At 65.3% G+C, this 12553-nt stretch carries 14 protein-coding genes and 1 tRNA gene; 3 read left to right on the top strand and 12 right to left on the bottom strand.

Going from position 1 to position 12553, the window contains the following annotated elements; translation table 11 throughout:
* Positions 1-22: 22 nt before the first annotated feature.
* The 3 genes from XH93_RS01425 to XH93_RS01415 all read right to left on the bottom strand — a co-directional run bounded on the left by XH93_RS01425 (position 23) and on the right by XH93_RS01415 (position 2283).
* Positions 23-430 carry a thiol-disulfide oxidoreductase DCC family protein gene (locus tag XH93_RS01425; protein ID WP_194472110.1) on the bottom strand — a complete coding sequence of 136 codons (408 nt, stop codon included), beginning with the start codon at positions 428-430 and terminating at the stop codon, positions 23-25.
* Complete coding sequence (locus tag XH93_RS01420; RefSeq protein WP_194472109.1) at positions 427-1752, bottom strand: SDR family oxidoreductase; 1326 nt, start codon at positions 1750-1752, stop codon at positions 427-429. Before XH93_RS01420 ends, XH93_RS01425 begins: the two co-directional genes overlap by 4 nt.
* A gap of 63 nt (positions 1753-1815) precedes the next feature.
* Positions 1816-2283, bottom strand: a complete 468-nt coding sequence (locus XH93_RS01415) for a DUF2269 domain-containing protein (RefSeq protein WP_194472108.1) — start codon at positions 2281-2283, stop codon at positions 1816-1818.
* Positions 2284-2634: 351 nt separating this feature from the next.
* Here XH93_RS01415 and XH93_RS01410 point away from each other — a divergent pair, with 351 nt between their 5' ends.
* Together XH93_RS01410 and ppa are read left to right on the top strand one after the other, a co-directional pair.
* A complete protein-coding gene (locus XH93_RS01410; protein WP_194472107.1) occupies positions 2635-3144 on the top strand; it encodes a GNAT family N-acetyltransferase in 510 nt (169 codons plus the stop codon).
* A gap of 156 nt (positions 3145-3300) precedes the next feature.
* Positions 3301-3834, top strand: coding sequence for an inorganic diphosphatase (gene ppa / locus XH93_RS01405; protein ID WP_194472106.1), 534 nt, complete (start codon positions 3301-3303; stop codon positions 3832-3834).
* 228 nt (positions 3835-4062) lie between these two features.
* On the opposite strand, the gene folD is transcribed toward ppa, so the two are convergent.
* The 3 genes from folD to XH93_RS01390 are packed head-to-tail and all read right to left on the bottom strand — an operon-like array spanning position 4063 to position 5575.
* Entirely contained in the window at positions 4063-4947 is an 885-nt protein-coding gene (gene folD / locus XH93_RS01400; RefSeq protein ID WP_194472105.1) for a bifunctional methylenetetrahydrofolate dehydrogenase/methenyltetrahydrofolate cyclohydrolase FolD, read from the bottom strand.
* Between the two features lies 1 nt (position 4948).
* On the bottom strand, positions 4949-5275 hold the full coding sequence (locus XH93_RS01395; protein ID WP_194472104.1) for a DUF167 domain-containing protein: 327 nt from the start codon (positions 5273-5275) through the stop codon (positions 4949-4951).
* 9 nt (positions 5276-5284) lie between these two features.
* On the bottom strand, positions 5285-5575 hold the full coding sequence (locus XH93_RS01390; protein ID WP_194472103.1) for a YggT family protein: 291 nt from the start codon (positions 5573-5575) through the stop codon (positions 5285-5287).
* 203 nt (positions 5576-5778) lie between these two features.
* Between XH93_RS01390 and XH93_RS01385 the strand changes: the two genes are divergently transcribed.
* Positions 5779-5854: transfer RNA gene (locus XH93_RS01385), tRNA-Ala, on the top strand.
* A 125-nt stretch (positions 5855-5979) separates the two neighbouring features.
* Here XH93_RS01385 and XH93_RS01380 read toward each other — a convergent pair.
* From XH93_RS01380 to XH93_RS01355, 6 genes are all read right to left on the bottom strand, one after another.
* Entirely contained in the window at positions 5980-6789 is an 810-nt protein-coding gene (locus tag XH93_RS01380) for an enoyl-CoA hydratase (RefSeq protein WP_194472102.1), read from the bottom strand.
* Positions 6790-6905: 116 nt separating this feature from the next.
* A complete protein-coding gene (locus tag XH93_RS01375) occupies positions 6906-7694 on the bottom strand; it encodes a glutamine amidotransferase (RefSeq protein WP_194472101.1) in 789 nt (262 codons plus the stop codon).
* Positions 7695-7813: 119 nt separating this feature from the next.
* Positions 7814-8593 (bottom strand): SDR family oxidoreductase, encoded by a 780-nt coding sequence (locus XH93_RS01370; RefSeq protein ID WP_139479511.1) that lies wholly within the window; start codon positions 8591-8593, stop codon positions 7814-7816.
* A 236-nt stretch (positions 8594-8829) separates the two neighbouring features.
* The gene (locus XH93_RS01365) at positions 8830-9333 is read right to left on the bottom strand and encodes a TerB family tellurite resistance protein (protein WP_194472100.1); all 504 of its coding nucleotides are present in this window, start codon (positions 9331-9333) and stop codon (positions 8830-8832) included.
* A 210-nt stretch (positions 9334-9543) separates the two neighbouring features.
* Entirely contained in the window at positions 9544-10953 is a 1410-nt protein-coding gene (locus XH93_RS01360; RefSeq protein WP_194472099.1) for an adenylate/guanylate cyclase domain-containing protein, read from the bottom strand.
* A gap of 80 nt (positions 10954-11033) precedes the next feature.
* The gene (locus tag XH93_RS01355) at positions 11034-12419 is read right to left on the bottom strand and encodes a cytochrome P450 (RefSeq protein ID WP_194472098.1); all 1386 of its coding nucleotides are present in this window, start codon (positions 12417-12419) and stop codon (positions 11034-11036) included.
* Positions 12420-12553: the final 134 nt, after the last annotated feature.

The following is a 12553-nucleotide window of genomic DNA, read 5'->3' as shown; positions in this document are numbered from 1 at the left end:
CGCTCGCAATGACGGACGAACATCACTCCAGCACCCGTGCCCGCATGTCGGCGTCCGGCACGAAGCACGTCTCGTACTTACCGAAGATCTTGTAGCGGTTGCGCGCTATGAGGCTGTACACCGCGTCGCGCAGCGGCTTTGGCACTGCGAACAGAGTGCGGGTCCAGCTCCAGCCGGGAAGATGGCTCAGCACGGTCAGTGCGGCGTCCGATTTCAGATACGCGATTCCACCGTGCACCACCGCGTTGGTGTCCGGGTCATCCGGATCGATCCCGAATGTCTTTGCCAGCCGCGCGCCGTAGTCCGACTGGATCGGCGTGAAGCGGAAGCGGCGGGCGGTGTCGCGCGCGACGACGAAGCGGACCCAGCGCGAGCAGAAGATGCAGACGCCGTCGTAGAGGATCACGTCGTCGTCGGGCCAGGTCGTCATCGGTTATCCAGGGTCAATAACGCGACCAGCATCAGCACGATCGCGGGGCCGGTCTTTACCAGCGCGCCGAGCGGCTCGATCCAGAGGTCCGGCGTCAGGATCGCCGAGCCCACCATGTAGCCGAGCGAGGCGATGATGCCGGCGACGAGGCCGAACGCCGCAGTGCGGCGGAAGGCGATCAGGACGCCGATGCTGATGTCCATCAGGCTGGTCACCACCGTGACGGGCCCGACCAGCGCCGGCGGAAAATTGTGCGCGCGCAGGATGCCGGCGGCGGCGTCATAGGAAATGACCAACGCGATGAAGCCGGAGACGACCCAGAACAGCACGAGGCTGATGAAGATCAGCGCCTTGATCAAGAACAGCCGCGCGAACCATTTGTCCTGAATGGCCGCGGGACGGCTGCCGATCGCCTCTGCGATCGCCTTCGGCACAATGCCGGTTGCCGCCATCCAGGCGGCGGGATCGCCGGTGACGCCGCGGCGCAGCTCCGCGATCGCGGTGGAGCGCAGCGGCGGCATCCAGCCGAGATAGGTCGAGAGATCGCCGAGGCGGGCGCCGAGATCGATCAGGAACGACGGCGATGCGATTCGCAAATGCTTCGATGTGCCGAACGACCTGCGGAACTGGGCGATGACGCCGCCGAGCGAAATCGGCTGCGGCTGCATCAGGTCCCAGCTCACCGCGCGCACGCTGTCATCGGCAATGTCGCGCGCGGCGAGCCAGGCGATGGTGGCGGCGATATCCTCGACGGCGACCGGCTGGAACGGCGTCGCCGCCTCACCGGCCGGCAGCTCGACGGGAAGCGCGGCCAGCGCACGCAGCATGGCGCTGCCGCCATAGGCCGAGGGCGCGACCACAAAACCCGGGCGCAGGATCGCATGGGCGATGCCGGAGGCCGCGATCAGCCGTTCGGCCTCGCGCTTGGTGGTGCTGAAGGCGGTCCGATCCTCGCCGGCCGCGCCCGGGATCGAGATGTGGACGAGACGGATGGCGCGCCCGCTGGCGCGGATCGTCTCGATCAGCCGCGACACGAAATCGCGATGCACCGCGCCGGTGTCGCTGCCGGGGCCGTCCTGCAGCACGCCGAGGCAGTTCACGACGACGCCGACTTCATGCGTGCGAAGCAGTTGCGCCAGCGCCGCGGCGTCCATCGCCATCACCGGCAATTCGAGGTCGAGCGCGCTCATCTTCTGCGCCGGCGAAAATTGCCGCGCGATCCCGATCACGTGAAAGCCGCGTGCCCGCAGGTCGTCGGTGACATAGCGGCCGATCAGGCCGGAGGCGCCGAGCACGATGATGCTGCGTGGTTGGCCGGTCATCGGAGTCTCATTTCGAGCATGATCCTGTTCGGAAAACCGCTGCACACTTTTCCGGATCATGCTCTAAAAGGGTTTCGCGATCATCAGCCACAGGATGATCATCACCGAGCCGAAGCCGGGAATACCGAATAGGAACCAGCGCCGGAACAGCGCGAAGTAACGCGGCGGCAAAGCATTGCCCTTGCTGGCCGCCGCTTGCGCGAGATCGCGCATCTCGATCTGCATGAAGACGACGGGGACCCAGAACGCGCCGGCGACGGCGTAGAGCGCGAGCGAGGCCAGCAGCCAGCGCTCGGTGATGCCGGTCGACGACAGCAGCATCAACAGGGCGCCGCTGACCGGCTGCAGCAACACCGCCGTCAGCGTGAAGATCATGTCCGCGATCACGACGGTCGCCGCGGTGCGCGCGATGAAGGCGGTATCCTGCGAGCGATGCGCCATCAGCATGAAGAAGGCGATCCCGGTCCCGGTGCCGAGGATCACGATGGCGCCGAGCACATGGAGGTATTTGAGCAGGAAGTACAGCGTCATCGCATTCCGCCTGCGGTCAGAGGCGCCGGTTTCACGTCACCTCAGTTTCTGCCAGAGGCCGGACGCCGGCAAATCGATCGCAGTACGGCCTGCTCCCCGCGCCATGGATTGAATTCCTGTGCCGAATTGTCCGCGACGAATCAGGCCGGCGATGTCCCGAGCTCTGCACTGTCACAAATCGCCACCGCGCATTGTCGAACGTCGAAATCCATCCCGATAAGTGGGTTTGCGACAGCAAGCTGTCCTCTTTCGGTACAAGTTTTCACATCACTGATGCAAAAAATCCACAGGTTAACCGATAATTAACGATGGACCTTGAAGGCGGCGCTGCGACTTGCTTTGATTGTGTCCATGAGCACAACGCTGATCGAGGTCCGGCCGGCCAAAGCTGCAGACGCGGCGGCAGTGGCGTCGACCCATGACGAAGCCTGGCGCTCGGCGTATCAGGGCATCATCCCCGGCGCCGAACTCGAGAAGCTGATCAACCGCCGTGGCCCGCAGTGGTGGGACAGCGCGATCCGCAAGGGCAGCCGCGTCAGCGTGCTGGTGTTCGGCGACCGGATCGCCGGCTACGCCAATTACGGTCGCAACCGCGCCCGCAGCCTGCACTTCGAAGGCGAGATCTACGAGCTCTATCTGCGGCCGGAATTCCAGGGCCTCGGCTTCGGCCGCCGCCTGTTCGCGGCGGCACGCCGCGACCTCCTGCAGAGCGGCCTGAAGAGCTTGGTGATCTGGGCGCTCTCCGACAATGAGCCGGCGACCGAGTTCTACCGCGCGCTGGGCGGCCGCATGGTGGCGCGCTCGTCGGAGCGGTTCGGGCCGAAGTCGCTCGACAAGGTCGCTTTCGCCTGGTCCGCCTGAAAATCCTGCTTCTCTCGCAGCCGCAGCAAGGCTAAACCAGCCGGCGTGCTGCGCGCAGGCCAGCCCGGCCGCCGGCCGGGCTTGAAGCCGGTTCGCGTCCAGCGCCAACAAAAATCACCTCCATTCTCAACTTCCAAAGGCCACGCGGAGCAATCCATGCGTATCGACGCCATATCGACCGGAAAGAATCCGCCCCACGACGTCAACGTCATCATCGAGGTGCCGGTCGGCGGTGAGCCGATCAAGTACGAGATGGACAAGGAGGCCGGCACGCTGGTGGTCGACCGCTTCCTCTACACGCCGATGCGCTATCCCGGGAATTACGGCTTCATTCCGCACACGCTGTCCGGCGACGGCGACCCCTGCGACGTGCTGATCATCAACACCCGCGCCATCGTGCCGGGCGCCGTGATGAGCGTCCGCCCGGTCGGCGTGCTCTTGATGGAAGACGAGGCCGGCGGCGACGAGAAGATCATCGCGGTGCCGTCCTCGAAGCTGACCCAGCGCTACGACAAGGTGAAGAACTACAGCGACCTTCCGCAGATCACGCTGGATCAGATCCAGCACTTCTTCGAGCACTACAAGGATCTCGAGAAGGGCAAATGGGTGAAGGTGCTGCGCTGGGGCGACGCCGATGAAGCCTGCAGGCTGATCCTGGAGGGGATCGAGCGGAATAAGAAGGCGAAGTGACGACGTAGTCGTCATTCCGGGCACACTGCCCGGGCTCCCTCGCCCCGCGCTCTTGTCCGCCGAAGCCCGCCTTCGGGCGAAGGCGGATGCGGGGAGAGGGTGGGGTGAGGGGCTTCTCTCGGCGAACTCCAACGCCGAGGCGAGCCCCGGGGAGACTCCCCCTCACCCGACATTCAAGCTTCGCTTGAATGTCGACCTCTCCCCGCAAGCGGGGAGAGGTAAGGAAAGTCACACCGCCGGCGCCGGCAGGCCGTGGATCGCGCAGGCGGCGCGCAGCGTGTTCACCAAAAGGCAGGCCACCGTCATCTGGCCGACGCCGCCGGGCACCGGCGTGATGGCGCCGGCGACTTTGACCGCTTCCTGGAACGCGACGTCGCCGACCAGCTTCGGCTTGCCGCCCTCGACCGGAATGCGGTTGATGCCGACGTCGATCACGGTCGCGCCCGGCTTCAGCCAGTCGCCGCGCACCATCTCCGGCTTGCCGACCGCGGCATAGACCAGGTCGGCCTGGGCGCAGAGCTTTGGCAGGTCGCGCGAGCGCGAATGCGCGATGGTCACCGTGGCGTTCTCGTTCAAGAGCAGCTGCACCAGCGGACGGCCGACCAAATTGGAGCGGCCGATCACGATCGCGTTCATGCCCTCGAGCGAGGGGTGCACGCTCTTGGTCAGGATGATGCAGCCGAGCGGCGTGCAGGGCGACAGCGCGGCAAGGCCGCCGGCGAGCCGTCCGGCATTATGCGGATGCAGGCCGTCGACATCCTTGGCCGGGTCGATCGCGTTGATGATGGTTTCGGTATGCAGCGATTTCGGCAGCGGCAGCTGCACCAGGATGCCGTGCACGAGCGGATCGCGGTTGAGCCGCGCGATCAGCGCCAGCAGGTCGGCCTCCGACACATCCGCCGGCAGCTTGTGCTCGAACGAGGCCATGCCGGCGGCCTGGGTCTGGGTGTGCTTGCTGCGGACATAGACCTCGCTGGCCGGATCGTTGCCGACCAGCACGACCGCAAGCCCCGGCGTCAACGCATGATCGCGCTTGACGCGCGCGACTTCGGCGGCGACGCGGGCGCGAAGTTCGGCGGCAATGGCCTTTCCGTCGATGATGCGGGCAGTCATATCAGTCCTTTGTCTCCTTGGCCGCTGTCAGCTTCCGCAATGTTTCGCCAAGCCCTTTCGGATCGCCGTCGACAGCCACCTGCTTCAGCCGCGAGGTGGCGCCGGACAACAGCTTCACCCTGGCCTTGGGCACGCCAAGCGCCTTGGCCAGCAGCTCGGTCACGGCGCGGTTGGCCTCGCCGCCCTCGGCAATGGCGCGGACCCGCACCTTCACCACCGTGCGGCCGTTGGCCAGCGTCTCGATCCCATCGATGCCGTCACGGCCGCCGCGTGGCGTCACGCGCAAGGCGATGCTGATGCCCTCGGTGGAGTAGCGCCAGGGATCCATAGTTTCATCCTATGGAACGTTCGGATAGATGTACTCCGCGAGATAAATTTGGATAAGCCAAAGCAGAAAAAACACTATGATTGGTGAGATATCCAGGCCGCCGAAATTGGGAAGGCGCCGGCGAATCGGACCAAGCACCGGCTCCGTAATCCTGTAGAGGAACTCTACGACCGCTCCGACAAACTGATTGCGCGTGTTCACCACATTGAAGGCGACCAGCCACGAGAACACCACAGCCGCGAGCAGCAGGTACATATAGAGATTTATGACCTGGATCAGGATGAATATGATTGGCTTCATAGGGTGAGTTGTTCCGGAGGAGGTAAGGCGAGTACGCTCGGAGGGCTTGTTGCTAGATATCGGTTCGTCCCCCCGCAAACAAGGGAAGTTCCCCGCCGACCGGGCCGAAAACCGCGGTTTAAGCGTTCTTGACTTGGCCTTGGGCGGCACTGTAAATGGCGCCCTGCCGTCGGCCGGGATACTCAGCATTACCCGGCCGCGATGGGGCCATAGCTCAGCTGGGAGAGCGCGTCGTTCGCAATGACGAGGTCGGCGGTTCGATCCCGCCTGGCTCCACCAGCCTTCGCTCGCTTCGCGAGCTTCGGCTGGGCAAGCCCGGGAAGTCTCTCGTAGCGAAGTGAGCGAAGGCTGCCCCGCCACAGCCCGCAGGGCGACGGCGGGCTGGTGCAGCAGGCCCCTCCCCCTCACGTCCCCGTAAACCGCGGCGGCCGCTTCTCCACGAAGCTCGCCACCCCCTCCCGGAAATCGTTGCCCTTGAGCGCGATCTGCATTTCGCGGTTGGCGTCGATGGTGGCTTCCGCCAGCGTCTGGAACGGCACGTCGTAGACCTGCCGCTTGATCACGGCGATGGCGCTCGGCGACACGAAGTCGGCGAGGTCGCGGGCATAGGCGTAGGTTTCCTCGCGCAGCTTGTCCGGCGCAGAGAGCCGGTTGACGAGACCGATGCGCAGCGCCTCCGCGGCCGAGACGCGCCGCGCCGACATCAACAGATCGAGCGCATTGGCGTGGCCGACGATGCGCGGCAGCATCCAGCTGATGCCGTGCTCGGCGATCAGGCCACGCCGTGCGAAGGCGGTGGTGAACACCGCGGTGTCGGCGGCAAAGCGCAGATCGCAATACAGCGCATGGACGAGACCGATGCCGGCGGTGGCGCCGTTGAGCATCGCGATGACAGGTTTCCTGATCGCAGGGTAATAGGCATAGCGCGTCTGCCAGTCGGCGCGGCGATTCATGTCGAACGGAATGCTCTCGCCACGGCGGACCTCGTTCGGATCGATGCCCTGCAGCGCCTCCATGTCGGCGCCGGCGCAGAAGCCGCGGCCCGCGCCGGTCAGCACGATAACGCGGACATTGTCGTCATTGGCCGCCGCATCCATCGCCTGACGCACGTCGCGCTCCATGGTTGCGGTCCACGCATTCATGCGATCGGGACGATTGAGCGTGATGGTCGCGATCCTGTCGCTGACCTCGTATAGGATGTGCTGGTAGCTCACGACGATCTCCCTGTGCGTTGTTGTTCTTGAGACGCGCGATGGTGCGGCCGCGCGCGGCGGCCGAGACTAGCACAATCATGATGATGACAAGCTGCGCCGAAAATTCCGCGCGGCGGCTATTCCGCAGCCTGCAGCATCGCGCGCGGCGTGCGTACGATCCAGCCGGCGATGAAATGCGTCAGCCACGCCCGCTCCGCGGCATCGTAGACCGCACGCTCGGCAAAATGCTGATGGCGCGGCTGCGCGCCGGGCTGCTCCATCCGCACGCAGCCGCGCGCGGTCCAGCGATGCATCATCGCGTAGGTCACGTCGGGATGGAATTGCAGGCCGAAGGCGTTGCCGAACTGAAATGCCTGCATCGGGAAGTCATTGCCTTCCGCGAGCAGCTCGGCGCCATCGGGCAATTCAAATCCTTCGCCGTGCCAGTGGTAGACCCGCGCCGGCCAGTCCGGGCACAGCGCGCGGCCCGCATCGGTCGGGCGAATCGGATAATAGCCGACCTCGACGCGGCCTTCCGTATGCGGCGCGACGGTCGCACCGAGTTGTCGCGCCAGCATCTGGGCGCCGAGGCAGATGCCGAGCAACGGCCGCTGCTCGCGCAAGGGAATTGCAATCCAGTCGATCTCGCGGCGCACATAATCATCGGGATCGTTGGCGCTCATCGGGCCGCCGAAGATCACCGCGCCGGAATGTTGCTCGAGTGTTTCGGGCAGAGCGTCGCCGAAGCGCGGCCGGCGGATGTCGAGGCGGTAGCCCAGCGCGCGCAGTGCATTGCCGATCCGGCCGGGGGTCGACGTCTCCTGGTGCAGCACGATCAGCACCGGGCGGGCCTGCTCCGGCGTGGCCGCGGCCGGCCTTCGCTTGGCGAAGGGCACGACACGGGCTTGGTCCGACCGGAACGACATTGTCTCTGCTTAAATTCTCGGCACGTAAGGCGGGATCATAACTAAGCAGTTCTTAAGATCGTGTGAGTTTGCGCACACAGCCCTGCGAAGCAAATCGCGGGCCAGAACAGCGTTACCGGTTAGCGCTTGCGGAGCTGGAAGCCGCCGACCGCCGTCAAAATGAAGGAGCGCGGGAAAAAACGCAGCAGGAACGGTACCATCTTGATGAAGAAGCCGGGCATCACGGCGCGCTTGTTGGCCATCAGCCCGCGATAGGCCTGGCGCGCGACCTCGGCCGCCGCAACGTTGAGAATCGCGGAATCGAAGCCAGGCGCGAAGCCGGCGCGGTCCTGGAATTCGGACGGCACCGGCCCGGGGCAGACCACGGTGACGCGCACGCCCTGCGGCGCCAGCTCGCAGCGCAACGCCTCGGAGAACGACAGCACATAGGCCTTGCTGGCGTAGTAGACCGCCATGCCGGGCCCCGGCAGGAAGCCGGCGATCGAGCCGAGATTGAGAATGCCGCCGCGGTTGCGGATCAGCTGGTCGGCGAAGCGCAGCGTGAGATCGGTCAGCGCGCGGATGTTGACCGTGATGATGTTGAGCTGCTCGGCGCGGTCGCGCGCGACGGCGAGGCCGAACACGCCAAAACCGGCATTGTTCACGAGATATTCGACCTCGACGCCCGCCTCGCGCAGGGCCTGTTCGATCCTGTCGCCGGCGTCCGGCTGCTGCAGGTCGCAGGGGATCACGATCGGCACAGCACAGCCCTTGCCGCCCAGCTCATCGGCGAGCGCCTTGAGGCGATCGGCGCGCCGCGCCACCAGCGCCACGCGGTGACCGTTCGATGCAAACATGCGCGCCAGTTCGGTGCCTATGCCCGCCGATGCCCCGGTTATCAGCGTCACACGCTCGGTCACGTTCAAACTCTTATTCAAATTCCAGAGAGGTCCCCAACAGGGCGACGAGAGCATAGGCATGCGGTGGGACGCAAGCCGTCCGTCGACTTTGTGGACAGCGGTTCTGCGCCGATTTTGCGGTCAAATGCCGGATTTTCAGCCCATCACCACGGACGGCGGCAGGCCGAACCGCACATTAAAGTTTCGTCATCTGTGATGGTGGCGCGACCGTGGCAGCGCCTGCGCGCGGCGACGTGTCAGATTGCCGCGTCGGCCGCGCCCCAGGGGCCTTTCGGCAACGCCGCCTGCTTTTCGGCGACACGATGCTTGAGATCGATGCGGTCGCGCGAGGACACGCCGAGCAGATCGGCGGCGCGCCAGACCACATTGTCCTCGAACTCGCTGACCTGGCCGTCGGCATAGACCAGTTCCCACATCATCTCGACGATGCGCAGCCGCCCCTCCTCGTTCACCGAGCGCATGATCACGCTGGTAAAGCGATAGAGATCGACGGACTCGCCCTCGACACGCGTGGCCGAGGTGATCAGCTTGTCGGCGGTGCCGGGATCGAGCTGGAATCGGCTCTCAATCAACGAGTGCAGCTTGCGCTTCTCGGCCGGCGTCGGCTCGCCGTCCAGCGAGACCACGTGGACCAGCAGCGCGGTCGCTGCCAATCGATAGTCGTTGTCGTCGAAGGTCCGGTCAGCCTGCTGATCGGGGCCGACGATATCGGCAATGAATTGGCGCAGTCCGTCGAGCATCGCTCTCTCTGTCGAATGAAGCCTGATGCAGGCTATATGGCGTGAAAACAGACTAGGCGCAATTGGTGCCGGTTCCCGCAGGGGCATTACGTTTCGGCAACCTGGCCCTGGTTCACCGTCATTGCGAGCGAAGCGAAGCAATCCATCTATCCCCGCGCTGAGGCGTGGATTGCTTCGCTTCGCTCGCAATGACGGCTGCCGCTGGCGCAATCACGGTATCTCGTACACCACCATCTTGTCGGCGATGCCGCGCAGCGCCGCTTCCTTCTGGATAGGCTTGATCGACGCCCGCTCCAAAATGCCGGTCACTTCGGGCGAAGCGATCACCGGCTGAGTGAGGTGGATTTCCTGCGAGGTCGACAGGCTCTGCACCCGTGCCGCGATGTTCACGGTCTGGCCGAAATAATCCTGCCGCTCGTTCAGCATCACCGCAAGGCACGGGCCTTCGTGAATGCCGATCTTGACGACCAGATCCTCCTTGCCGCGCTCGTCGTTGAGCGTCTTCATCGCCGCGCGCATGCGCAAGCCCGCGGCCAGCGCATGTTCGGGACGCACAAAGGTCGCCATCACGGCGTCGCCGATGGTCTTCACCACGGCGCCGCGCTCCGAGGCGATGATGTCGAGCAGCGCGTGGAAATGCGCGCGTACCAAGTCGAAGGCGGCCAGGTCGCCGACCCGCTCATAGAGCGCGGTCGATCCCTTGAGATCGGTGAACAGGAAGGTCAGCGAGGTGATCTTGAGCCGCTGGTCGAGATTGAGATTGTCGGCTTTGTAGATGTCGCGAAAAGTCTGGTTGCTCAGGACGCGCTTGGCGGTGAGGAACGGTTTCCGCTTGCCGATCAGATGATGCAGCGCTTCGGCCGCGATGAACACCGACGGCAACGCCCGAACGCCGGCCTGGTTGTCGAGCGACAGCCTTAAGGGGCCGGGCCGCAACGTCATATTGCCGACCGGCGCATGCACCTTGTTGTACATCAGCGACAGATGCTGGCGGTCCTTGGTCGGCTCGCCCTGCACGTCGATGAACTGCGCCGAATGCGTCACCGGCTCGAACACGATGATGAACTCTTTCGGCAGGTTCAGCGACAGCACCGCCTTTTCACCGGGCGGCAGTTCGAGCGCGTCGAGCACGACCTCCTGCGACAGCTCGTCGAACGACTCCTTGTTGAAGTCGATGCCCGAGCTCCAGAATATCTGCTTGTAGTAGTCCCAGATCGGCAGCGTGTGCGGATCATGCGCGGCGATGCGGCGGACCCGCGGGCTCACCGTGAAGGCGACCTCGACCTGCTCGTCGACCGAGGCCTCGTAGCCGCAGGCGCAGAGGCCGCATTGATAGTCGTCGCTGCGCAGCGATTTCAGCGTGGCGTGGGCATCGAGCACGCCGCCGCAGCCCGGGCAGAGCACATTCCAGGTCAATTCGAACAAGCCGAGCCGCGCGGCATGCAGGAAGCCGGAGATCACCCGCTCCTCATCGAAGGCCTTGTGCTTGGCGAAGTCGAGCACATTGACCCGGTTGAGCTCGTGGTCCTCGCCCTTCGCGATCAGATGCGCGATGGCTTCGGCGACCGCGGGATCCGTGGTCTGCCGCAACACCGAGATTTGGGCCTGAATATCGCTCATGAAGCACCTAACATGAGGTGGCTGAAGCCGGGGCGCAAGGCGCGATTGAAGCTCGATGCAAAGTCTCGATTCAAGTCTGATTACCTGGGCGTGATCGCGAACATCGGGGACCGGTTCGGCTGCGTCGTCACCACGCCGATCGGGATCACCGGCTCCTTGTCGGCCAAGGCGACGCGGAACGCGCCGATGATTTTCGCCAGCGCGAGCGTCGCCTCGACCTGCGCGAAATGCGCGCCGATGCAGACGCGGGCGCCGACGCCGAACGGCAGATAGGCGAAGCGGTCGGGCGGCGTCTCGGTCATGAAGCGCGCCGGCACGAATGCGTTGGGATCGCGCCACAGCTTCTCGTGGCGGTGCAGCAGCCATGGTGCGATCAGGATCAGGTCACCCTTCTTGACCGGAAGCCCCGCGATGGTGTCCGGACCACCCGCCGCACGCGCGATCAGGAATGCGGGCGGGTAGAGCCGCATGGTCTCCTCGACGACCGCGCGGGTGAATTTCAGCCGCTCGATGTCCGGCGCGCCAGCTGCCGCCGCACCGCGCACCTCGGCGGCCAACTGTTCCTGGGGCGCGGGATCCAGCGCCAGCAAATAGAGCGCCCAGAACAGCGCGGTCGCGGTGGTCTCATGGCCGGCCAGGATCATGGTGGCGACCTCGTCGCCGAGCTGGGCGTCGGTGAACGCCTGGCCGGTTTCGGGATCGCGCGCGGCGCCCATCAGGTCGAACAGGTCGCGCGGCGGCGCGTTGTCGTTCTTGCCGACGGCGCGGCGTTCGGCCATCAGCTCGCCGACGAACGCGGTCCAGCGCTTGCGAAAACGGGCGCGGCGGAAATCCTGCGGGCTCGGCCAGCCGAGCGGCAGCAGCAGGTCCAGCATATGCGGCCGGGCGAACTTGTCGGCATACTCCATGACGAAATCGCGCAGCGCCGCGCCGTGACGGTCCATGCCGAACGAGAACATGGTGCGGCCGGCGATCTCCAGCGTCATCCGCTGCATCACTTCGCGCAGATCGACCGGGCCGTCGGTCGCGGCCTTCAGCTTGGCGATGGTCTCGTCGACCGCCGCGACCATGTAGGGTACGAGCGACGTCACCGCGCGCGGCGTGAACGCCGGCGCCAGGGTGCGGCGCTGATGCTTCCACGCCCGGCCCTCGGCGATGAGTAGGCCTTCGCCCAGGATCGGACGCAGCACGCGGATGCCGGCCGGCGTGCGGGTGTAGTTCTCGAAATTGTCGACCAGCACATGCCTGATGGCATCCGGCGTGTTGAGGATGAAGCTCGCGCGGCCGAAGAAACGGCCCTGCACGATGTCCTCCTGATAGGCACGCGCGCCCCAGGTCTCGATCGGCGAGTTGCGCATCGCGCGCATCCGCCCGAACGCGGTCATGTTGTCGGGCGCGCGCGGCGGCATCGGCGGCACCAGGGGGCGCCGCGTGACCGTGATGTCGTAGACCTCGGCTATGCTCATGGGTGTCCCGCAGTGGTAGCCCGGATGAGCGAAGCGACATCCGGGGCCGGTTTCAAGACACCCGCAGTCGCTGCGCTCGTGCGGGCTACAATGTCATCCAGGCAGGCGATCCCGGCGCCAACAAGGCGCGCGGA

This window comes from Bradyrhizobium sp. CCBAU 51753 (assembly GCF_015291565.1).
GTDB classification, from domain to species: Bacteria; Pseudomonadota; Alphaproteobacteria; order Rhizobiales; family Xanthobacteraceae; genus Bradyrhizobium; species Bradyrhizobium ivorense.
This window is presented reverse-complemented; position numbering and strand designations above follow the sequence as displayed.

Excerpts from the sequence above, each read along its gene's own strand:
- XH93_RS01425 (WP_194472110.1), bottom strand. The coding sequence starts at position 430 with ATGACGACCTGGCCCGACGACGACGTGATCCTCTACGACGGCGTCTGC.
- XH93_RS01420 (WP_194472109.1), bottom strand. The coding sequence starts at position 1,752 with ATGACCGGCCAACCACGCAGCATCATCGTGCTCGGCGCCTCCGGCCTG.
- XH93_RS01415 (WP_194472108.1), bottom strand. The coding sequence starts at position 2,283 with ATGACGCTGTACTTCCTGCTCAAATACCTCCATGTGCTCGGCGCCATC.
- XH93_RS01410 (WP_194472107.1), top strand. The coding sequence starts at position 2,635 with ATGAGCACAACGCTGATCGAGGTCCGGCCGGCCAAAGCTGCAGACGCG.
- ppa (WP_194472106.1), top strand. The coding sequence starts at position 3,301 with ATGCGTATCGACGCCATATCGACCGGAAAGAATCCGCCCCACGACGTC.
- folD (WP_194472105.1), bottom strand. The coding sequence starts at position 4,947 with ATGACTGCCCGCATCATCGACGGAAAGGCCATTGCCGCCGAACTTCGC.
- XH93_RS01395 (WP_194472104.1), bottom strand. The coding sequence starts at position 5,275 with ATGGATCCCTGGCGCTACTCCACCGAGGGCATCAGCATCGCCTTGCGC.
- XH93_RS01390 (WP_194472103.1), bottom strand. The coding sequence starts at position 5,575 with ATGAAGCCAATCATATTCATCCTGATCCAGGTCATAAATCTCTATATG.
- XH93_RS01375 (WP_194472101.1), bottom strand. The coding sequence starts at position 7,694 with ATGTCGTTCCGGTCGGACCAAGCCCGTGTCGTGCCCTTCGCCAAGCGA.
- XH93_RS01365 (WP_194472100.1), bottom strand. The coding sequence starts at position 9,333 with ATGCTCGACGGACTGCGCCAATTCATTGCCGATATCGTCGGCCCCGAT.
- XH93_RS01360 (WP_194472099.1), bottom strand. The coding sequence starts at position 10,953 with ATGAGCGATATTCAGGCCCAAATCTCGGTGTTGCGGCAGACCACGGAT.
- XH93_RS01355 (WP_194472098.1), bottom strand. The coding sequence starts at position 12,419 with ATGAGCATAGCCGAGGTCTACGACATCACGGTCACGCGGCGCCCCCTG.